General features: G+C 69.5%; 28 protein-coding genes. 4 read left to right on the top strand and 24 right to left on the bottom strand.

The window, feature by feature from the left end:
- From ABZT03_RS38860 to ABZT03_RS38800, 13 genes are all read right to left on the bottom strand, one after another.
- Positions 1–339, bottom strand: a 339-nt coding sequence (locus ABZT03_RS38860) for a hypothetical protein (protein ID WP_356048203.1), incomplete at its 3' end; no start/stop codon positions are given.
- On the bottom strand, positions 336–1,259 hold the full coding sequence (locus ABZT03_RS38855) for a hypothetical protein (RefSeq protein WP_356048201.1): 924 nt from the start codon (positions 1,257–1,259) through the stop codon (positions 336–338). The genes ABZT03_RS38860 and ABZT03_RS38855, both read right to left, overlap by 4 nt.
- A gap of 37 nt (positions 1,260–1,296) precedes the next feature.
- Positions 1,297–1,557 carry a hypothetical protein gene (locus ABZT03_RS38850; protein WP_356048199.1) on the bottom strand — a complete coding sequence of 87 codons (261 nt, stop codon included), beginning with the start codon at positions 1,555–1,557 and terminating at the stop codon, positions 1,297–1,299.
- A gap of 396 nt (positions 1,558–1,953) precedes the next feature.
- Entirely contained in the window at positions 1,954–2,421 is a 468-nt protein-coding gene (locus ABZT03_RS38845; protein ID WP_356048197.1) for a hypothetical protein, read from the bottom strand.
- Between the two features lies 1 nt (position 2,422).
- Entirely contained in the window at positions 2,423–2,860 is a 438-nt protein-coding gene (locus ABZT03_RS38840; RefSeq protein ID WP_356048195.1) for a hypothetical protein, read from the bottom strand.
- A 97-nt stretch (positions 2,861–2,957) separates the two neighbouring features.
- Positions 2,958–4,436, bottom strand: coding sequence for a phage major capsid protein (locus ABZT03_RS38835; RefSeq protein ID WP_356048193.1), 1,479 nt, complete (start codon positions 4,434–4,436; stop codon positions 2,958–2,960).
- Positions 4,433–5,458 carry a head maturation protease, ClpP-related gene (locus tag ABZT03_RS38830; RefSeq protein WP_356048191.1) on the bottom strand — a complete coding sequence of 342 codons (1,026 nt, stop codon included), beginning with the start codon at positions 5,456–5,458 and terminating at the stop codon, positions 4,433–4,435. Before ABZT03_RS38830 ends, ABZT03_RS38835 begins: the two co-directional genes overlap by 4 nt.
- Positions 5,458–7,542, bottom strand: coding sequence for a phage portal protein (locus tag ABZT03_RS38825; protein ID WP_356048189.1), 2,085 nt, complete (start codon positions 7,540–7,542; stop codon positions 5,458–5,460). Before ABZT03_RS38825 ends, ABZT03_RS38830 begins: the two co-directional genes overlap by 1 nt.
- 254 nt (positions 7,543–7,796) lie before the next feature.
- Positions 7,797–9,137: a phage terminase large subunit gene (locus ABZT03_RS38820; RefSeq protein ID WP_356048187.1), complete on the bottom strand. Its 1,341-nt coding sequence runs from the start codon at positions 9,135–9,137 to the stop codon at positions 7,797–7,799.
- The gene (locus ABZT03_RS38815; protein ID WP_356048185.1) at positions 9,134–9,724 is read right to left on the bottom strand and encodes a hypothetical protein; all 591 of its coding nucleotides are present in this window, start codon (positions 9,722–9,724) and stop codon (positions 9,134–9,136) included. Before ABZT03_RS38815 ends, ABZT03_RS38820 begins: the two co-directional genes overlap by 4 nt.
- Positions 9,725–9,816: 92 nt before the next feature.
- On the bottom strand, positions 9,817–10,707 hold the full coding sequence (locus ABZT03_RS38810; RefSeq protein WP_356048183.1) for a hypothetical protein: 891 nt from the start codon (positions 10,705–10,707) through the stop codon (positions 9,817–9,819).
- 106 nt (positions 10,708–10,813) lie between these two features.
- On the bottom strand, positions 10,814–11,047 hold the full coding sequence (locus ABZT03_RS38805; RefSeq protein WP_356048181.1) for a hypothetical protein: 234 nt from the start codon (positions 11,045–11,047) through the stop codon (positions 10,814–10,816).
- Positions 11,048–11,150: 103 nt separating this feature from the next.
- The gene (locus ABZT03_RS38800; protein WP_356048179.1) at positions 11,151–11,534 is read right to left on the bottom strand and encodes a hypothetical protein; all 384 of its coding nucleotides are present in this window, start codon (positions 11,532–11,534) and stop codon (positions 11,151–11,153) included.
- A 111-nt stretch (positions 11,535–11,645) separates the two neighbouring features.
- Here ABZT03_RS38800 and ABZT03_RS38795 point away from each other — a divergent pair, with 111 nt between their 5' ends.
- Genes ABZT03_RS38795 through ABZT03_RS38785 form a run of 3 tightly spaced genes read left to right on the top strand, consistent with a single transcriptional unit; the run spans position 11,646 to position 12,582 of the window.
- Entirely contained in the window at positions 11,646–12,011 is a 366-nt protein-coding gene (locus tag ABZT03_RS38795) for a hypothetical protein (RefSeq protein WP_356048177.1), read from the top strand.
- Complete coding sequence (locus ABZT03_RS38790) at positions 12,008–12,349, top strand: hypothetical protein (protein WP_356048175.1); 342 nt, start codon at positions 12,008–12,010, stop codon at positions 12,347–12,349. Before ABZT03_RS38795 ends, ABZT03_RS38790 begins: the two co-directional genes overlap by 4 nt.
- The gene (locus ABZT03_RS38785; RefSeq protein WP_356048173.1) at positions 12,346–12,582 is read left to right on the top strand and encodes a hypothetical protein; all 237 of its coding nucleotides are present in this window, start codon (positions 12,346–12,348) and stop codon (positions 12,580–12,582) included. Before ABZT03_RS38790 ends, ABZT03_RS38785 begins: the two co-directional genes overlap by 4 nt.
- Positions 12,583–12,627: 45 nt before the next feature.
- Here ABZT03_RS38785 and ABZT03_RS38780 read toward each other — a convergent pair whose 3' ends face one another.
- The 11 genes from ABZT03_RS38780 to ABZT03_RS38730 all read right to left on the bottom strand — a co-directional run bounded on the left by ABZT03_RS38780 (position 12,628) and on the right by ABZT03_RS38730 (position 17,690).
- Positions 12,628–13,041: a hypothetical protein gene (locus ABZT03_RS38780; protein WP_356048171.1), complete on the bottom strand. Its 414-nt coding sequence runs from the start codon at positions 13,039–13,041 to the stop codon at positions 12,628–12,630.
- A gap of 163 nt (positions 13,042–13,204) precedes the next feature.
- Positions 13,205–13,456: a hypothetical protein gene (locus tag ABZT03_RS38775; protein ID WP_356048169.1), complete on the bottom strand. Its 252-nt coding sequence runs from the start codon at positions 13,454–13,456 to the stop codon at positions 13,205–13,207.
- Complete coding sequence (locus tag ABZT03_RS38770; protein ID WP_356048167.1) at positions 13,456–14,172, bottom strand: hypothetical protein; 717 nt, start codon at positions 14,170–14,172, stop codon at positions 13,456–13,458. The genes ABZT03_RS38775 and ABZT03_RS38770 overlap by 1 nt, the downstream gene beginning before the upstream one ends.
- Positions 14,172–14,690 (bottom strand): hypothetical protein, encoded by a 519-nt coding sequence (locus ABZT03_RS38765; protein WP_356048165.1) that lies wholly within the window; start codon positions 14,688–14,690, stop codon positions 14,172–14,174. Before ABZT03_RS38765 ends, ABZT03_RS38770 begins: the two co-directional genes overlap by 1 nt.
- A gap of 13 nt (positions 14,691–14,703) precedes the next feature.
- Positions 14,704–15,219, bottom strand: a complete 516-nt coding sequence (locus ABZT03_RS38760) for a hypothetical protein (protein WP_356048163.1) — start codon at positions 15,217–15,219, stop codon at positions 14,704–14,706.
- Complete coding sequence (locus ABZT03_RS38755) at positions 15,219–16,088, bottom strand: protein transporter Sec31 (protein WP_356048161.1); 870 nt, start codon at positions 16,086–16,088, stop codon at positions 15,219–15,221. Before ABZT03_RS38755 ends, ABZT03_RS38760 begins: the two co-directional genes overlap by 1 nt.
- Positions 16,089–16,803: 715 nt before the next feature.
- Positions 16,804–16,980, bottom strand: a complete 177-nt coding sequence (locus tag ABZT03_RS38750) for a hypothetical protein (RefSeq protein WP_356048160.1) — start codon at positions 16,978–16,980, stop codon at positions 16,804–16,806.
- Positions 16,980–17,114 (bottom strand): hypothetical protein, encoded by a 135-nt coding sequence (locus tag ABZT03_RS38745; RefSeq protein WP_356048158.1) that lies wholly within the window; start codon positions 17,112–17,114, stop codon positions 16,980–16,982. The genes ABZT03_RS38750 and ABZT03_RS38745 overlap by 1 nt, the downstream gene beginning before the upstream one ends.
- Positions 17,111–17,281, bottom strand: a complete 171-nt coding sequence (locus ABZT03_RS38740) for a hypothetical protein (RefSeq protein WP_356048156.1) — start codon at positions 17,279–17,281, stop codon at positions 17,111–17,113. The genes ABZT03_RS38745 and ABZT03_RS38740 overlap by 4 nt, the downstream gene beginning before the upstream one ends.
- Positions 17,278–17,538 carry a hypothetical protein gene (locus ABZT03_RS38735; protein WP_356048154.1) on the bottom strand — a complete coding sequence of 87 codons (261 nt, stop codon included), beginning with the start codon at positions 17,536–17,538 and terminating at the stop codon, positions 17,278–17,280. The genes ABZT03_RS38740 and ABZT03_RS38735 overlap by 4 nt, the downstream gene beginning before the upstream one ends.
- Complete coding sequence (locus ABZT03_RS38730; RefSeq protein ID WP_356048152.1) at positions 17,535–17,690, bottom strand: hypothetical protein; 156 nt, start codon at positions 17,688–17,690, stop codon at positions 17,535–17,537. Before ABZT03_RS38730 ends, ABZT03_RS38735 begins: the two co-directional genes overlap by 4 nt.
- A gap of 176 nt (positions 17,691–17,866) precedes the next feature.
- Between ABZT03_RS38730 and ABZT03_RS38725 the strand changes: the two genes are divergently transcribed.
- Positions 17,867–18,139, top strand: a 273-nt coding sequence (locus ABZT03_RS38725; protein ID WP_356048150.1) for a helix-turn-helix domain-containing protein, incomplete at its 3' end; no start/stop codon positions are given.

Raw genomic sequence — 18,139 nt, 5'->3', positions numbered from 1 at the left:
CCAGACGCCTTCCGGTGACGTGTTGGTGGCGTCCGCACTGGCCGCGGCGACGACGGTGACGGTCTCCGTCGCGGTGACCGGGGTGGCGCTCTTGAGGCCGGACCAGGTCGCGAGGTACACGCCCGGGGTGAGCGTGCCGGCAGGCGTCCAGGCGTAGCCGTAGGAGCCGAGGCCCGGGTGGGTGACGCCGCTACTGGTTGCGGCCAGTGCAGTTGCCCCGGTGGCGACGCTGGTGACGGTGATGGTGGGGGTGGCGTCGAGGTCGGTGAGGCTGCCGCCGAGGGTGTCGTACCACTGCGACAGGAGCGTGACCGGCTGGCCTGCGATGGTCTCGGTCATGCCGGCTCACCGCCGATGTTGGTGAGCAGCAGGTAGAACGGGTAGGTGGCCGAGGCGTACACGGTCTCGCCGCCCGTGCCCTGGTAGACCAGGGCGATCGTGGCCTTCCCGCTACCGTCGACCTCGCCGGAGCCGACGACGATCTGCATTGTGCCGGGGGTCCCCGGGAAGCTGGCCGCTTGCGGATAGTAGGCCGGGTGGCCCTCCAGCAGCGGGCTGGCCGAATCCGTTCCCAGGTAACGGGAGATAGTGCCAGCGGAGTTGAGGATGGCCAGGTCGAGGAAGGATCCGCCGCCCGCGCGCATGAAACTCGGACTGGCCTGGATGCGGTCTCCGACAGCCGCCGTGATCGAGGCCGCCAGCGGTGTACTCCCGGACGTTGCGATCGCCCACGAGCCGGCGGAAGGCAACGTCACATCGCCAGCAGTGATCCGCTCGTCGACGGTCCGGACCGTCGTACCACCGCCGCCACCTGCCCCAGCGAACGTGACGTCAGCGGTGAAGGTGACGGCAGGGGTTACACCCGGGGTGACGCGGAGAACCTCGGCGCCGTTCGCGGAATCCACCAGGTGGAGATCCTGCGAGCCCGGGGACATCTGCCACGCCCACCGGTCCACGCCCGCCGTCCGTAGCGCGTACGCCGCATAGGCGGAAGTGCTGCCGCGATCGACGCCGTTGATGGCTGTACCGGTGGAGTCGACGACGAGGTTGGCGTCTTCGACGGTGAGGTCGCCGGTGACGGTGCCGCCGGTGAGGGGCAGTAGGTCGGCGACAGTCGCGTCGACGTAGCCCCTCGACGCGGCGGACAGGGCGGTGTCTGGGGAGGAGTCGGGCAGCACGAGATCCCCGGTCATGGTGTCGCCTGCGACGTCCACCTTGCGGGGGTCGCCGTTGGTGGACACGTATCCGGTTGCGGTCATCCTGCTCTCCTCCTCTCCTGACTCGTCATTCAGTACGTCAGTCGGTGCGCTCGGGCCAGTGCCACGTACCGCCATCGCGCGAGTCCTCGTCCTGGCGCACGTTGCGATCGAAGAACGTGCCGCTCGGACCGAGCACGGCCAGCGATGCGATCCACTCGCCGTCCGTGCCGTTCGGGCAACCGTCCATCGGCTCCTGCGTCAGGTACTGCGGCACCTCGGTCACGACCGCGGCGCGACACTCCGAGGCGTACTCTCCGCCCGGAGTGCCGAAGCTGCGGTAGTGGACGACGCGACCCACGCTGGGCTTCACGCCCTACCGCCGCTGTCAGCGGAGCTGGTCTCCGACGTACCGTCCGCCTGGCCGCCACCCGTCCCACGCGCAGAACGGCTGCCCGTCCGGCCCTTGCTGGAGCGGCTCTCCGTCGTTGGGGCAGGCGAGCGGTCCGGCGTCTCGCTCAGCTCGGACAAGCTCTCTGGCTTCTCGGACGATGTCTCGGAGCTGCTCCCAGCTGATACGTCCTCACCCGCCTCCGGCTCGGGCTCGGCGGCCGCGTTCGACGGACCGCCGTGCACGGTGATCTTCGCCATGTCCTCTGCTCCCTCCTCGACGTACTCGGTACTGCCGCACTGCGGACACCGGACTGCACCCACCGAGTAGCGGGTGGTGCAGCCGGTGCAGATCCACAGCGCCATGTCAGGCCGCCGTCACAGCAGCGCCGTCGTCCAGTGGCACGTACGTGAGCGTCCACTGGATCGCCCCCGTCGCGTCCGCCGCCGACACGTTCACGCCGAGAGTCCCGGCCGGGACCTGAATCGCCGACGGGAGCGCCGCACCGGCGCCCGCGTTCTGCACGTTCAACGCGGTCCCGACGGTGCCAGCCAGGCCCAGCAGGGCGCCGACTTCCTTGCCGGTGATGGCCGTCGCCGAGCACACATCGACGGCTGTGCCGACGGTCGGCGTCGATACGATCTTCGCGGCCGGGGTGGTACCGGCGATGACCGTGGTCACCTTCCCGAACAGGCCGGTGACCAGGACACGGCCACCGGTCACCGTGAAGATCGTGGACGTGGCGTTCTGCGGAACGGTCTTCCCAGCCGCGTTGGAGACGGTGTTCCCGTACAGCAGCTTCCGCAGCTGGTTGCCCTGAAGGATCGTTGTCATGTCAGACCCCCATCGCGGGCAGGCTCGCCGGGGCGCGCTGCGTCATCAGGTCGCGGGTGTTCGCGTTGACCGTGCCCGCGCCCGTGGACGTGACCTTCACGAACTTGTACGTGTCGGACAGGGACGTGTTGGACACCTCGAACGCCATCGCGTTCTGCGTCGCCGCGGCGGCCGTGACGACCGTCGCCGCAGCGGCCTGCGTGCGCCGCGTCCACGCGTCCGAGCCGTCGCCGGTGTTCGTCCAGTACTCGGTGACGACCGCCAGGTTCTGTGCCCCGGTACCGGAGGCGTCCTTGGCTTCCTGCAGCGTGTACGTGTCGCCGGCGGCGCCGGACAGGTAGCACTCGTAGAGGATCCCTCCGGCTTCCCTGAGGTTGATCCACTTGCCGTCGGCGGCGGGGGTGAAGTTCACCAGCCTGCCGAGTGCGTTCTGAGCCATCGCGGGTTTCTCCTAGTCTGTGGGTCCCTGTCGGGGCGACACTGCCGACCCGGGTGGTAGCCAGCCCCGGGGCGTCACTGCCGGGGCTGGCCGGGTGTTACGGACGTGCGGCGAGCTCGACGAACGGGGTGAGGCTGTTGCCGCCGTTCTTCGGGGTGATCGCGGACTTGATCCACGGGCGGCCGTCGACGCGCTGGATGATGCGGAACGCGGTCTGGTCGTTGCCGAACTTGTAGTCCGTGGACGACGACGCGGACATCGACTGCCGGTCGCCGACCAGGTAGTAGGTGAGGTCCACGAACGCGATGTCGCCGCGGGAGCCGAGGGTGTTCGCCTTCTCCGACACGATGATCGGACGGCCGAACAGGGTCGCCGGGCCGGGGCCGGCCGCGTTGACGATGAACACCGAGTTGCCGCCGGTACCCACGCTGAGGGCCATGGTGTACAGCTGCGGGATCGCGTCCGGGGAGACGAGCCACACCGCGTTGTTCAGTGAGGACGGCAGCATCCGCGCGTACATGTTGACGACGTTCTCGTACACGATCGTCGCCGACGGCTGCCCGGACTCGGCCGGCACGGCGACCGCCGCGGAGTTCGCGGAGCCGAGGAACCCGAGGGGCTCACCGACGCCGGTGCCGGTCATGAACTTGGAATCTTCCTCGAACGCGAGGGTGAGCGGCCACAGCCGCTCGATCAGCGCGGAGAAGGAGATCGCGGAGTCCTGCAGCAGCTCGTTCGGCACCACGGACAGGCCGGTGAGCTTCTTCGCGTCGAGCTCGATACGCAGGAACTTGGGGTTCGCGTCGGTCAGGGCCGCCGACTCCTCACCCCAGTAGGCGACCATGCCGCCGAACACGGACGACGCGTTGGAGCTGACGTCGATCGCCGGGAACGGCACTCGGGCGCTGTCCATCGGGATGACGGTGGCGTTCGGCCGGACCACGGCCTTTTCCAGCGCGATCTCCAGCAGCTGCGAACGCAGCGTCTCCGGCACGAGGAACCCGCCGTCTGCCGGCGACACCGACGAGGCGGCGTTGCGGAGCTCGGCGAGGCGGGCGAGGTTGTCGGGGGCCGTGTTGAGGTGCCAGATCGTGTTGAGGTAGTCGACGGCGCTGTTGAACTTCGCGTCGATCGTCGCCCCGGGCGCGTTGGGGTTGTGTGCCGCGCCCTGCCCGTAGGACGTGAGCATGCGGGTGTTGCCGCGCTTGTTCTGCGGGTCGAGGGGAAGCCGCTTGATGCGGTCGGCGTTGTCGCCATCGACGTCCTTCTCGCGGAGGTAGTTCGCGAGCTGCTTCTGCGTCTCCTCGGCGACCATGCGGTTGAGGTCGGTGCCGTCGCCCTGCGCCTTGGCGCCGTAGGCGGCCATGACGCCGTGGAGGCCGTCGCGGCTGGCCATGACCTTGCCCAGCCAGTCGTTGTCACCCATCATCTGGGCGAGTTCGTCGCCGTTCTTGGGGACGGCGACACCGTCGGGGACGGCGGGAGCGGCGGTGCGGTTGAACACGCGGCCGACGTGGCGGGGGGTCAGACCCATGGCGGCCAGGCGTGCTCGCTGCCCGGGGGTGATGGTCTTCACAGAAGTGCCTCCTTCAGGCGTGCGAACACGTCGTCCCCTGTGGGCGACGCGGTGGCGAGGTGGGCGCTGAGTTCGGCCCACTCGGTATCTAGGGGGGCGACGTCCGTCTCTTCGACGGCTGCCGGCTCGGTCTCTACGACGGCCGGGGGCTTTTCGACGGCAGGCTCCGGCTCGGTGATGCTGGTGGCCTCGGCATCCGGCAGCGGGTCAGGCTCGGCCGGCGCCGACGTCTCTACCGCTGGTAGCGTCGCGGGCTCGATGGCGTTCCTCGGCGGCGGGGCGGCATCACGGCCCGCGTACCGGAACACCGACAGGTCCCACGTGTTGCCCATCGCCGCCGACGCGGGCGCTGCGGGTTCAGTGACGGTCGTGGGGCGTTGCGCCACCTCGTCGGCCAGCCCCGCCGTGACAGCCTCTTCAGCCGTGTACCAGGTCTCGGCGAGCATCACCGCCCGCCACTCCTCGACCGTGCCGCCCGCGCGCGCCTGGTAGACGCCGGCGATGTTGTCGGACTGGAAATCCAGGAGGTCGGCCATCTTCCGCATCTCAGCGGCGTCACCGATGCACAGGCCCGAGCCTTCGTGAACCATCAGCTGCGAGTGGGGGCCCATCACGATCCGGTCCCCTGCCATGGCGATGACCGAGGCGATCGACGCGGCGAGGCCGTCCACGTACGTCGTGACCGATGCGGGGTGAGACCGCAGACAGTTCATGATCGCCAGGCCGTCGAAGACCTCCCCACCAGGGGAGTTGATGTGCAGGTCGATCGCCGTGACGTTCTGCATCTCCGACAACTCGGCCACGAAATCGGAGGCGGTGACACCCCAATAGCCGATCTCGTCATAGATGTAGACCGCCGCGGTACCACCCGCGAGGTTCTCGATCCGGTACCAGTCGTTGCGGCCCTGCCGCAGCTGCGCCCGTGGACGCGCCGTCTTCGGTGGCATCGGCCCTCCCGGGCGGTTCAGCAATTCAACAGTTGCAGTCACATGGCGAGGCGCGCGAAAGCGGCGAGCAGCCATCACACCCACCTCGCTACGACCGTGCCGCGGCAGCGAATCCCGCCCTGGCACAGCCGGTACGGACCGGCACCGTAGGCGGCCCGTACCGCGTCAAGCCCGGAAAACTCGGTGCCGTCGATCTCCGCGCAGGGGCCGCACCGGTTGGCGTCGTTGACCTCGCTCGCCGTGTACGTGGCTGTCGGCGCGGCCTCCAGGACAGCGACCCGGCCCGTGTTGGTAGCCCGGTGCAGGGCGCCGCCGAGCTGGTCCAGCTTCAGCCGGTTCGACAGGCCACGCAGGAAGCCCTTCACCTGGTCGGCGACGGCGCTGCCGTCGGCGCCTGGGGTGAACAGGCGCAGCGCCTCACGCCCGGCGGCCGCAGCCAGACCCGAGCCGAGGAGCCCGGCCGTCGCCGCAGCGAACTCCACCAGCTCCGACCCGAACGCGGCCCGCAGCGCCCCGGCGTCCAGCCGGTTCGTCAGTGACTGATCCAACTCGGGCACATCCACGGTGACGCCCTGCGCTGCGGCCTCGTCGACCATCCGGCCGGCCGCGCGCTGCGCCATGCCGCCGAGCGCCTCCCGCAGCACCCCGGCCGCACGGTCGCTGTCGACGGTGAGGAGGGCGAGGGCTGCTGCGTTGTCGTCGTTGATGGCGGTGTGGATTTGGTCGCCGAGGTCGCTGACCCATGCGGCTTCGATGGGGGTCCACCGGTCGAGGAGTTGGGAGAGTGCGTCTTCCTGGTCGGCGCGAACCTGGTCCAGGGGGTTGGCGTCCTGCGCGTTGAGGAGGTGCGCGACTGCGCGATCCCATGCCGTGGGTGCTGCGGGGAGCGCCGCGCGGGGGCGGTCGAGGAGGGCGGTGGGGGCCGTTGCAGCCTGGGGCGCGGTAGCGGGCGGGCGCGTGAAGGGGATGTCTGGCAGGCCGACCGCGGACAGGGTGCCCGCCGGGTCAAACCCGACGTTCACGAGGGCTGCGGCCGCGTTGGCCTGCGCGGTGAGCTGCTTGGATTCCATCTCGACGTCCCCGGTGACCGGGTCGGCGAAGTCGAATTCCAGGCCGTTGCCCATGGCCCCGTACAAGGGCAGCAGGCGGGTGTTGAGGGCTTGCCGGGTGCGCCGCAGTCTCGTGCGGACGAGCCATTTCGCGAAAATGTCTTCGGCGGCTTCCATGTTCGCCCGGTTCGCGTCATCCACGGTGCCCAACATCGGCTTGGGGAAGCCGAACGCCTCGCGGATGATCTCCCGGTTGAGGTCGCGGAGTTCAGTGAACTGCATATCCCGCTGCGTGAACGCCCGGTCCTGCCACTTCAGCCCGTTCTCCAGGACAGCAACCCTGTGGGCGTTGGAGACGCCGCGGTGCTGTTCGTTCCAGCGGTCACGGAACTCGTTGAACTCGTCATCCGACAGACGCTTGTCGACCTCGACGATGCCGCCGGGCTGCGCCGAGTTTCGGAAGAAGTTCGCGTTCCACTCGGCGCTAGCCCTGCTGGAGTCCAGGTCGGCGAGGAGTGTCTGCACCGGGCCCCACCCGCGGTACGGGTCCAGCGGGTTGGGGCGGCGCAGCATGATGACGTCGTCGACACCGAGGGGGACCTGCTCACCGGACGGCGACGAGTACGTGTAGTCGGACAGGAACGTGTCCCGGTCCGGGTTGGGGGTCATACGGTCCGGGCGGGCAAACCACAGCTCCAGCGGGATCGACGACCGCTCATGCCTGGCGATCACCCACCACTGCTCGCCGGTGAGTTCCTCATGCTGCTGGGTTGCCTCACGCCACTGTGGGCCGGTCATGAAGCTGTTGGGCTGCGTCCACAGATCGAGGGCGGCGTGTGAGGTGACCTCGACACGGTCCTCGACGCGGCCGGACTTCGCGCTGCGGTACAGGTGCCATTCGACCTGGCTGTATGCGGTGGTGATCCGCTCGACGATCGCGAACAAGGTGCCCACGCTGCCCATGGCGCGCATCTGCGCTTCCTGGCCGGCGGGGCGGACGATGCTCGATACGAGTCCGGCGCGGCCTGCGGTGGGGGCGAGGGCGATGGGGGCGCGGTTGGTGAAGGCGGCGGCGGCTTGACCGAGGGAGCCGAGGAGGGTTCTGCCCACCACCGCCCCCTCTCGCTATTTCCCGCCGTAGAACCGCCAGTTGAGGACGATCAGGCTGAGGCCGACGGCTGCTACTCCGGCCGCGACGTTCACCAGCATGACTGATCCCGACAAGAGCATAGTCCCAGTCGTGTCAAGTAGGACCGGCATAGCCGTATTCAATCCTCGCGTCAGCCTGCGACGACGCTCCTTTGTCACGATTCGCACCCTCTCGCGCCGCGCGGCCTGGATCTGTAGGAACCCTACAAGCGTCGTCATCCCACCCACCTCATCTGCGGACGGCCACCGAGATCCCGCTCCGCGACCATGTAGCGCATGGCGTCCATGCCGTGGTCGTTTTCCTTCAGCGGGGCCTCCGGCGACGTGCCGCCCGGCTTCACCGCCCACACGTAGCCCGTCACCTCCTCCTCGGTCGACGCCGGCTTACGCGCAGAGTCCAACTCCGCATCCCGCTCAACCAGCGCACCCCGCACGATGAACAGACGCGGCCGGCCGTCCCCCGCCGCCTTCAGCCGGGACTGCACCGCCTGCAACCCGGTGCTCACCGCCTTCGTCGCCGCGCTCGTGCCCAGCCCGAGATGCTTCTCCAGCGTGGCCCGGTCTTCCGCGTCGTGGTCGCAGATCACCGCGCGCGGCCGCGGCTCCTTCCACTGCCCGGACGGGTGTTGCATCAGCCGCTTCGCCTGCTTCGCCATGTCCTCGACCAGGCGCTGCGTGTGGTAGAGCTCCCGGTACAGGAACAGGCGGCCGTCATGATCTTCGGCCCACCACTGCATGACCATCGGGTTCCGGAATCCGAAGTCGACCGTCAGCCACCGCGTCCAGCTTTCGGGGACGGCGAACGGGTCGACGAGGTGCACCGTCTCGTCGAAGTCCTCGAAGATGAGGCCCTCGGCCGCAGCCCAAAGACCGTCGCGCAGGCGGAGCTTCCGCACCCCGGTGAGCGCGTCGAGCTTCTTGAAGTAGTCCGCGCCCGCGTCGGTGAGGCTGCCGTCGGTGTTCACGTAGGCCGGGTTGTCGGCGTGCCGGGACAGCAGCATCTTCGACTGGCCCTGGTCGCAGCGCTGCTTGATCCAATGCGTGGGGTGGCCCGGGTTGCAGGCGCCGACCTGCTGCTGCCACGACAGCTTCCCGTTGCGCAGCCGGGTGCCGATGGATTCCCAGTCGGTGAGGGTGAGCTCGGTGGCCTCGTCGGCGAACACGAGATCATATTCAGCGGACATGATCTTCTCGGGTTTGTCCATCCCCCCGACGTCGATCTTCGACCCGTTCGAGTACCGGTACCCGGGCGCCTCACGCGGGCTGCCCCCGAACCACTTCACGATGCCGCGGGCGAGCGCGTCCTGCGCCACCTTCTTCTCGTAGGTGACCAGCGTCGTCGAGCCGAGGGACACGGCCGTCTTACGGACGATCAGGAAGCGGGCGTCCGGGTTGTGCAGCGCGGTCAGGTGCAGCCGGAACAGCGACGCCAGCGACTTGCCTGTGCCGGCCGGGCCGGCGATGAACACCTCGGAGTCCCGCGCCTTGAACAGCTGCTGCGCCGCGCCACGCGGCTCGTACCGGACGATCGCGTCCTGGTCGAGCGCCGTCGTCACTTGAGATCCGCCGGGTCCACCCCGACTACTTCGTACCGGACAGCGCCGGACACCGTCACCTGAGCGGGCTGATCCAAGCCGTGGAGCTTGCGGTACGACTCGCGGATCGCCCGCATCTCCCGCAGCGCGGCCAGCTTCGGCCCGTCGTCGAGGAGCGGCTTCTCCGCGCCCGTCTCCTCGTCGAGCATGGTGATGACCTTGCCGTGGGAGACGACGACGTGATCCCGGTCGAGGACTTCGAGTGCCTCGGCGAACATGTCGTCGAGGAGGCGCGCCTCGGATGCGATGAGTTCGGCGCCGGCTGCTTGCAGGACGGAGGTGCGGCACTTCTGCACGGCACGCCAGGCGTCGCCCTTGTTGCAGTAGCCGACAGCGTCCGCGATCTGCTGGTACGTCATGTTCGGGTGGGCGGCTTTGAGGCGGGCGGCGGCGGCGGCGCGTTCGTCGTGGTTGAGGGTGTCGGTGAAGCGGCCGCGGCTGTCGCGTGGGTCGCGGGTGTGGTCGCGTTCGCCCGGGTTGCGGCGGGGTTGGGGGCCGGCGCCGGGTGTGGGTTCGGCCGGCACGGGTGGTTCGTTACCGGTTTCCATGGTGTGATGGTAACGAGGTGCGCAAGGTTGGGTGGTACGGCGGAGGGCTCAACCCCGACGGGGGTTGAGCCCTCTGGCATGCGGCGGGACGGTCAGTCGTCTTGCGTGCCAGCCCATTCCACGCCCGATACGAGGCCGTGTACTCCCGGGCCGGAGGCGAACGATGGCGCCCACCCGTCGGCAATGAACTTCGCGGCAACCTCTTGCGGAACCCAGCGGTCACCGCGCTCGGGGTCGGACATCCACGCCGCCAGCCCGTCGGCGGTGGCGAACACGGGGCTGATCGGGGAGCCCTCGGACACGGTCTCCCACAGCTGCCAGCCGTCGCCCTTCGGCGGGTCGGTCGGTTCCCACGCTTCGGCTTCGGCGCGTTGACCGTCGTACTTCTCGACGGTGGCGTGGCCCTGGCAGGTGGGGCAGGTGTCGTCGACACCCTCTCGTTCGCAGCGGGAGCGGATCACGACGCTGGCATTGATGCTGTCGTGGCCGAAGCCGGACAGGGACCACTCGTTGACCTCGGCGGCAGTCGGCGTGACCGGGGGCTGTTTCGGCTGCCACCGCTTCTCGGGGTCGAAAGTGTGCGTGAAGTCCCGAAGCCGGTCGGCGGCAAGGAGGGCGTTGACGTCGTCCTGGTCGAGGTGGTGCAGCCAGCCGCTGTTGAAATGCTCGGCGAGCCTTTGGGCCTCGCGGAGGATGGCGGCCTCGCCGCGCCCGTAGTAGTCCGGCGCCTCGGCGATGTTCCGTTCGGCGCGTGCTCGGATGGCGGGGGTGTCTGTGTCCCACGGCGTCGATCCCGTGGTGGCCGGGTCGAAGGGGATCTTGCCGTACCAGAGGTCGTACAGGTTCTCGGCTCGGGGCGAGTAGCCGCTCTTGCAGTCCGGGCACTTCTCCCCGTCGAGGCTGTCGGGGCTCAGGAAGCCTTCCCAGACCTTGTTGAGCGGCCAGTCGAAGTCGAGTGGCACTCGGCGGACTTCGCGTCCCATGCGGGTTCTCCTTGTGGTGGTGGCGGTTCGAGCGTACGGCGGTCAGGTGGCGAGGGCGTCGGCGAGGAGCTGGACGCGGGTGGTGGCGGGGCAGTCGACGGGGCTGTCAGTCCTCGTCGTCGTAGTCCCAGGAGATGCCCCGGTTGTGTTCGGCAACGTCGGTGGTGACGCCGTCGTCCCACTGGACGGCCTTGATGTCGTCGTACCGGCCGCCGATGGCGGTGATGGTGCCGCCGATCTTCTGGGTGCCGTTGTCGTCGAGGTATCCGTAGATGCGTGCGTTGACCACGGCGGGCTCCTTGGGTGCGGGCTGGTGCAGCGGGTGGTCGTCCTGGTCCATCTCGTGGCCGGTCTCCAGCTGGTGGGCGTCGAGCGCGGCGGTGGTGAACGTCTCGCCGCAGGTCCAGCAGAAGTCGGGGACGGGCTGCGCGGTGAAGTTGGTCTTAGGCCGCCTCCGCGTACGTGCCGGCGAGGAGGTGGCGGGTGCCCTTGTAGCTGGTGAGGCCGGTGTAGAGGGCTTCGTCGATGGGGCCGTAGACGTGGACGTGGATCCACTTGCCGGTGGTGCGGTGTCGTGTCCACACCTTGGGGGCGTCGTGGCCGGTGGCGTTGCGGTAGGCCTTGGCGACGTGGCGGCCGAACCAGGACTTCTTTCCGTCGGGGAGGTCGTTGCCGCCGAGGCGCTGGAGGAAGTCGCCGGTGCGGATGAGCTGGCCGATCTCGACGAGGGCGCCGATGATGCCGCTGAGGGTGCGGTAGCCGAGGGCCTTGGTGGTGGCGACTGAGGCGCGGAGGGTGTTGCGGCGGGTGCGGGCTGCGGCGTTCATCTTGGTCCCCCTCGTTCGCTTCCTTGTGGCCACAAACTTACTCGTCTTGTGGCCACAGAGCAAGGGGCTTGGGCGGTTCAGTTGTGGCCACAATCGGTGTATCCTCACGCCATGACGCCAGACGCTGAAACCGAGTACGACACCCAACGCAAGTTCCGCGCCCCCGACGACGAATGGGAGCCCTTCGAAGCCGCCACCCGCGCCGTGCACCCCGAAGGCCGCAGCCCGCGAGGCAAGGTGATCCGCGAGTTCATCCGCTGGTACATGCGCCGGCCCGGCGCCAAGCTCCCAGACCGCCCGGCAGCCGGGCCGTGGACCCGCAGCGCCAACGCGTGCAACGCCCCGGGCGACGCGCCCAACAGCTCCGGCAAAGAACGCTGTGAGCTTCCCGCCGGGCACGCCGGCCGCCACTACGAGGGGATCATGACGTGGCCGCAGAAGAAGCGCCCGGCGGGCAGCGAAGAGAAGACCGGATGAGCGAGGCCGCCGCCTGGGTCACCCAGCAGCTCGCAGCCGCCGGGTTCACCGCCCTGCCGAGCCTGCGACCCGGCGAGTACTTCAAGACCACCGGGTTCGCCGTCGCGGCCAGCAGTGCTGCGAACGCGGCCCGCGTGACGGTGACGGCGCGCTTCACTGGCCAGGACAAGTACGAGCAGTGGGGCGAGGCGCAGGCCCTCGCGAACAAGCTGATGGACGTGCTGGAACCGTTGGGCGTGGGCTTCGAGGAGATCGAGGGCCGAGAGCCGAACTGCGCCTTCGACGCGTACCCGCCGAGCGCGGGCCCGGTGCGCCCGGACGAGGAGCCCACGACGTGAGCGCGCAACGCCTCAGCCCACGCTCCACCCGCCGCATCGCCCGAACCACGAATCTCGACGTAGTGCGCGCCTGGTCCCACGGCGGCTACAGCATGTCGTTCGTGACAGCCGACCACCGACACGGATGGTGGGACAAGAAGACCGGCCAATGGGAGTGGGAGGCAGACCCCGTCCTGCACTACTCCTCATGCCGCGACCTCTTCCCAGAGGCGGGCAACGAACCCACCGCATGACGAAGGCCCCGCCCGGAAACGAGCGGGGCCGCTTCACGGCCAGGGTCAGTACGCACCCAAGTCCCGCAACTCTGCCTTCACCTGCGCCGTCCGCTTCGGGCAGTACGCCCGCACCCCCAACAGCACCAGCTGGTACGCGTCCTTCTTCTCCGTCCCCCACGTCTCCCCCACCGGGTACAACTCCTCCCCGTCCAACATCCACCCCACCGAATGCCCCGCGTCCAACGCTGCGCACCACTTCGGCGGGAACACCTTCAACTCGACGGCAGGCGGCACCGCCGGCACGCCGTCCGCGTAGGAGTCGAGGTGGGCGTCGATCACGGATGAGATGAACGTGTCCCCGGGGTCAGCGGACGGACTGGACGCGGCTGGTTTCGCGTCGTCGCTGCTCCCCGAGTTGGAGCAGCCGGCGAGTACAAGCCCGGCGGCGAGTAGAACGACGGTGGTGGTGTGGCGCATGGTCCCCCCAAGGACGTTGGTGCCGGGGATCGTAGCGGCCGGCACGGACAGTGCACCCCGGGAATGGGCGAAACCCCGCCGAGAGGGGGGACACTCGGCGGGGCTTCGGGGGGGGGTGCCGGGCGGTCCCGGCGCGCCATCCCAGTGTGGCAGGCGGATGGTGTCAGCGCCCCCACAACCGGGCCACGGTCTCCGCCAACGCCAGCAGGACCAGGCCGGCGAGGAGGCCGCCCGTGGACACGTACCGGCCGTCGGGATGCCGTGTACTCCCGGGCACGCGCACGATGCGTTCCCCGTCCGGGGCGAGCCCGCCATGCTCGACGTCGCGGTGCTCGCGGCGGGCGTCCTCGGCCGCGTGCCGAGTCCCGGGCGGGGATGTGGCGCGGCATCTGTGGCAGCGGTACACGTACGGCATCAGCGGGCCTTCTTGAGTGAGTGCGTGCGGTGCCAGTCTGCCGGATCATTGATGATCGTCATCCCCTCTCGGGACTCCACCCTCAGCGCGTTGTTGGCGTTGGCGTTGGCATCCTCACCTGCGGCAACAGCCTCGAAAGGGGTCGGGTCAGCGGGTGGGGGCGGGGCGGGCAGATCCTTGCGGTGGACGCCCGGCCCGTTCCCGAGCACCGTGCGCACGCCGGGGCGTACCGGGAGGCCGGCTGCGTCGAGCAGCTCCCTCACGGTCCGGGTGCTGGGGGCGTGGAGGGGCTGGCAGAGGGCGGTGAGGAGGATGCCGGTGTCGGTGCCGATGAGGTCGCGGACGAGGTCGGTGACGTCCTGCGGGTCGGGCTCCGTGGGGCCGTCTTCTGAGTCCTCGTTCGGCTCGTCGGCCTCTGCGGGGGCGTGGCACCAGGCGGCCACGCACCAGCCGACCACGATGGCGGGGATGGCGAAGCGGGCGACGTGCGGGGCGTGCAGGCAGCCGTATCCGGTGAGGTAGGCGACGGCCGCGAGGGCGCCGATCCGCTCCCGCCAGTCGAGGCGCTCGCACAGCCATGCCCACCCGCGGCTGGCGAGGACGACGGAGCCGGTGCACAGGGCTGCGCCCGCCCCCGCGAATGCGAGGACGGGCCGCAGTTCGGCGCGTAGCCAGCGGGGGAGGAGCCACTCCCCCACCCTCGAAATGATCTTCATCAGGTGGCTCCGATCGCGTGCGCACCCGTCAGGATCAGTGCCTGAGGCAGACCCCAGATCCCCCCGGACTGCGCCCACACCCCGGCCGCGATGATCCCCGTAAACGCGGCCTTCCCCGGGGACAGCTCCCGGAAGTAGAAGATGCTGGCGAGGACGAGCGACGCCGCACCCATGCCGGCCTGCCCCCACCCACCGTTCGTGATGAGCTGCGCGTAGGCGTCGGACAGATTCTGGCCGATGGTCCAGATCGATCCGGCCGTCATGTACAGGGTGCCCGCGGTGATTCCGGTCCACTGTGCCTGGTCGCTTGTGAGCCGCTTGCGGAGTCGGGACTTCTTCCCCCCACCACCTCCACCTCCGTTTCCTGGTCCGGCGGGCGCGCCCTTCGGCTCCCGGATCCCGGCGATCAGGATCACGGTGAGCGCGAGGGCGATGCCGCCGGCGCCGACGATGCCGAGGATCTTCCCGCCCTCGATGCCGACCGCGGCGGGTGCGGCCGTGATGATGCTGGTGAACACAGGTCTCTCCTGGTCAGGGGGCTGCGGGTGCCCAGAGGGCGACGGCGAGGATGGCGGTGGCGAGGGGGATGCGGGCGACCCAGGCGTTGCCGGGCCACCAGTGGCGGGTGCGCCGGTCCCAGACGTGGGCGATGAGGATGGTGGCGCCGACGCCGAGGACGATGGCGCCGCCGATGCTGGTCTGCTGGCCGCAGTCGGCGATCGCGTGGGCGAACTGCTGGTAGAGGCCGAGGCCCCAGCCGGCTGCGGCGGCGCTGGCGTTGTAGAGCAGGCGGCGGGTGCCGGGCGCGATGGCTGCCTGCATTCGGACGCCTGGACGGGTGAGGACCTCGGGGACGTGGGGGCGTGGCCAGTAGTCGGGCTGCGGGGTGAACGGGGCGGGCCGCTCCTCCTCGTCGGGCTCCTCGGCGGGGGGCGTCCCCTTCGGCTCCCACCAGTCCTCGACCGGTCCGGCCGCCGGGCCGACGCCGCGCTTTTTGAGGATGGCGCGCATCCGCAGCTCGTCGGCTCCGGGGGTCGTCTCTCCCATCACGCACCCACTCGCAGCGCGCGGAGGTAGCGGTCGACGCTGCTCTGCGGAACGTCCCTTCCGGTGGAGCTCCGGACAATCCGGAGGACCGCTTCCGGGTCCTGGATTCCGGAGTCCCACGCGTTCCGGACCGCTTCCTGCGTGGTCACGCGGCCGGAGCGGATCTCGCTGACCTTGGGATCCGGATCCTCCGGAACGTCTTCCGGAAGTCCGGAAGTCTCCGGATCCGCGGATCCGTTCTCCGCGGCGAGGGCACGCCGCTCGGCTTCGATCATGCTCTGACCGCGCAGGAGCTCCCGCCGGATCGGAATCATCGCGAGCTGCCCGTCGAGGGTGGCGCGGCGCTTCTCGAACCACTGCTGTGTGCGGTCGTCGAGGGGCCGGGCGTGGACGCGCATCGCAATGCCCCAGCCGCCCTTGGCGAGCGCGGACACGGATGCTCCGACGATGCCGATGACGGGCTGGTCGAAGACGTAGCCGTGTGCGAATACGGCGGCCATGGACACGGCGAGGGCCCAGCGGCCGGCGCGGCGGGCGGTCTTGGCCCGGGCGGGGTCGTAGCGGAGCAGCCACTCAACGGCCATGCACATGATCCACGTCATGTCGAAGGCGACGGCGGCCGCGTAGGCGACAACGGCGACAACGGACAGGGCGAGGAGTCCGCCGATCGCGCTGGTGCTCCAGACGAGAGCGACGGTGACGAGGATGCACGCGCCGATGGTGACGCCGATGCGGACGAGCTGGTCCCAGTCGCGGGGCGGTGCGGGGACCTCGATCTTTTCGCGGTCGAGGACGAGTTCTGTTTCGCCGTCGACGGTGTGGGGGACGAGGCGGGTCCGCTCGATGGTCTGGGTGCGGCGGGTCTTCACGGTGCTCCTCCGGGAGCGGTACGGGGACCGGCCCCCACGTGGTGAGCGTGGGGGCCGAGTAGCGGTCAGCTGGACTTGATCTGTTGGCGAACGCGTCGGTTGCGGGCCAGGGCGCAGGCACGGCACTGTCTGGACGTAGTGCCGTTGGGGTTGGTCCGCAGACGGGTGTTCTTCTCCGTGAACTCGTGTCCGTGCTTGCAATGGGTCTGGCCGTCGTAGCCGCTGGCCCGTCCCCGAGCTCGTGCGGCGTTCTCGGCGGCCGTGACGGGCTCCAGGTGGGCTGGGTTCACGCAGCGCCGGTGCCTGCAGCCTGGCCCCCCGGGGCAGGCAAGATCAGCGTTGTGGCATGTGTGGTCGAGGTGCATCCCGGCAGGGACGGGAGCAACGGCGTGCGCATAGGCAGCTCGATGGGGAAGGACGGTCTCCTTCGGTCCGGTCCTGATCGCTCTGCCGTAGCCTTCAGCGTCCAGCGAGCCGGTATACAGCCAGCACCCGTCAGCAGTTGCTTCGCATGCGGCCAGCACCCTGGCGCCAGGGCTGGCTGACTTCAGTTGTCGTGGCTCCGACCATGAACGGGCTACGGAGCGCGTCTTCCTCAGGCTCGATCGGTAGCAGTTCTCGCAGCGCTGCTTGCGGACCTTGCCTTTGATCTGCTGACTACACGTGGCGCACAGGCGCCTACGTGACTCGGTGCGCATCATGGCGAGGTGTCCCATCACCAGATCACCGCCCCGAGCGCCGCGGCGACGGCGAGGATGCAGAGGAGTAGCGCGGCGCCACAGCCGAGTTGGGGCTGGTTGTCGAAGCTGGCCCGGTCCTGGAGCTCGCGTTGTGAGCGGCCGCGGCCGTCGCGCTGGGGACGGCGCCATTCGCCGCCGAAGGTGTCCGGCATCAGTCGTCCTCCTCGGTGCTCGCGTCGAGCCGGGCCTGGAGGAGTTCGGCGTCGGCGTCGGTGACGAGGCCGTCCTCGATGCGCTGGTACACGCGGTCGCTGGCTTCGTTCATGCGCTGCTCGAAGGTGCTCATCGCGTACCTCCGCCGGGGAGGATGCCTTGCCGGATCTCGGTGCCGCCGGCGGCCTGCTTGGTGCGGGCGGCTGTTTGGGCGGCGGCCCGGTCTTGGGCGGCGCGGGCGAGGAGTTGCGCGGCGGTGGCGTGCAGGTCGTCGGCGACGGGGGTGGGCTGCTGGCTCATGCGGCACCACCCGGTCGGGGCAGGGCGCGGCACTTCTCCGCGTGGGCCTGAGCCCACTGGGATGCCTGCGAGGTGACGAACCGCTCCATTCGTGCCCCGGTGCAGCATGGGTCGAAGTGGAACGTGTGGCTCTCGTCCGGGCATCCGTTGCAGTTGCCGGTGATCTCGTCGGGCTTCTCGACCAGTTCGACGGTGGCGCCACCGACGGTGAGGTAGCGGGCGATGACGCCCGGCTCCCAAGGCTGCTGCTCGCTCATGCGCCGGCCCCCTGCTTCGGGAAGGGGTGCTTGGCGAGGTGCTTGGCGAGGGCGCGGCCGGCGCCGCACTGTCCGGGGTGGCGGAGGCTCGCGCACAGTTGGCAGTCGCGGGGGTCGTGCTTCGGGTGTTGCGGGTCGATACGATCGGGCACGGTCATCTCCTGTTACAGCAGGTGGATGGCTGGCCCGGACGGGAGTTCGCACCTCCCGTCCGGGCCGTTCTCGTTGTCGCAGTGCCAGACTGGCAGAACCTCTTTACAACGTCAAGAGGTTCGGGGAGGATGTTGCCGTGCCCAAAAGCCCTGAACCAGAGGGGAGCCCGCGCTTGATGACCGTCTCGGAGATCGCGTTGGAGCACGGGGTCAGCCGGCAGTCGGTGCACTCGTACCGGACGCGCGGCAGCTTCCCGCAGCCCGTCGAGGGCGAGGGCAGCACACGGCCCCGGTTCCGTGCGGATGAGGTGGCCGCGTGGTTCGCGGAGAATCCGCCGCGTCCGGGCAAGCGGACAGACCTCTCGACCCGAACTGAAGGAGCGCCGATGGCGACAACGGAACAGCCACCATCCGACACCCCAGAGGCTGAGTGGAGTAAGGCTGATCGG

It is taken from the genome of Streptomyces sp. NPDC005574, from assembly GCF_040605435.1.
Lineage (GTDB): Bacteria > Actinomycetota > Actinomycetes > Streptomycetales > Streptomycetaceae > Streptomyces.
Note: the sequence above shows the minus strand (reverse complement) of the source record. Positions and strands in the feature narration are given on the sequence as shown.

Coding starts and splice junctions, on each gene's coding strand:
- ABZT03_RS38855 (WP_356048201.1), bottom strand. CDS start 1,259: ATGACCGCAACCGGATACGTGTCCACCAACGGCGACCCCCGCAAGGTG.
- ABZT03_RS38845 (WP_356048197.1), bottom strand. CDS start 2,421: ATGACAACGATCCTTCAGGGCAACCAGCTGCGGAAGCTGCTGTACGGG.
- ABZT03_RS38840 (WP_356048195.1), bottom strand. CDS start 2,860: ATGGCTCAGAACGCACTCGGCAGGCTGGTGAACTTCACCCCCGCCGCC.
- ABZT03_RS38830 (WP_356048191.1), bottom strand. CDS start 5,458: ATGGCTGCTCGCCGCTTTCGCGCGCCTCGCCATGTGACTGCAACTGTT.
- ABZT03_RS38815 (WP_356048185.1), bottom strand. CDS start 9,724: ATGGAAACCGGTAACGAACCACCCGTGCCGGCCGAACCCACACCCGGC.
- ABZT03_RS38810 (WP_356048183.1), bottom strand. CDS start 10,707: ATGGGACGCGAAGTCCGCCGAGTGCCACTCGACTTCGACTGGCCGCTC.
- ABZT03_RS38805 (WP_356048181.1), bottom strand. CDS start 11,047: ATGGACCAGGACGACCACCCGCTGCACCAGCCCGCACCCAAGGAGCCC.
- ABZT03_RS38800 (WP_356048179.1), bottom strand. CDS start 11,534: ATGAACGCCGCAGCCCGCACCCGCCGCAACACCCTCCGCGCCTCAGTC.
- ABZT03_RS38795 (WP_356048177.1), top strand. CDS start 11,646: ATGACGCCAGACGCTGAAACCGAGTACGACACCCAACGCAAGTTCCGC.
- ABZT03_RS38790 (WP_356048175.1), top strand. CDS start 12,008: ATGAGCGAGGCCGCCGCCTGGGTCACCCAGCAGCTCGCAGCCGCCGGG.
- ABZT03_RS38780 (WP_356048171.1), bottom strand. CDS start 13,041: ATGCGCCACACCACCACCGTCGTTCTACTCGCCGCCGGGCTTGTACTC.
- ABZT03_RS38775 (WP_356048169.1), bottom strand. CDS start 13,456: ATGCCGTACGTGTACCGCTGCCACAGATGCCGCGCCACATCCCCGCCC.
- ABZT03_RS38770 (WP_356048167.1), bottom strand. CDS start 14,172: ATGAAGATCATTTCGAGGGTGGGGGAGTGGCTCCTCCCCCGCTGGCTA.
- ABZT03_RS38760 (WP_356048163.1), bottom strand. CDS start 15,219: ATGGGAGAGACGACCCCCGGAGCCGACGAGCTGCGGATGCGCGCCATC.
- ABZT03_RS38750 (WP_356048160.1), bottom strand. CDS start 16,980: ATGCCGGACACCTTCGGCGGCGAATGGCGCCGTCCCCAGCGCGACGGC.
- ABZT03_RS38745 (WP_356048158.1), bottom strand. CDS start 17,114: ATGAGCACCTTCGAGCAGCGCATGAACGAAGCCAGCGACCGCGTGTAC.
- ABZT03_RS38740 (WP_356048156.1), bottom strand. CDS start 17,281: ATGAGCCAGCAGCCCACCCCCGTCGCCGACGACCTGCACGCCACCGCC.
- ABZT03_RS38735 (WP_356048154.1), bottom strand. CDS start 17,538: ATGAGCGAGCAGCAGCCTTGGGAGCCGGGCGTCATCGCCCGCTACCTC.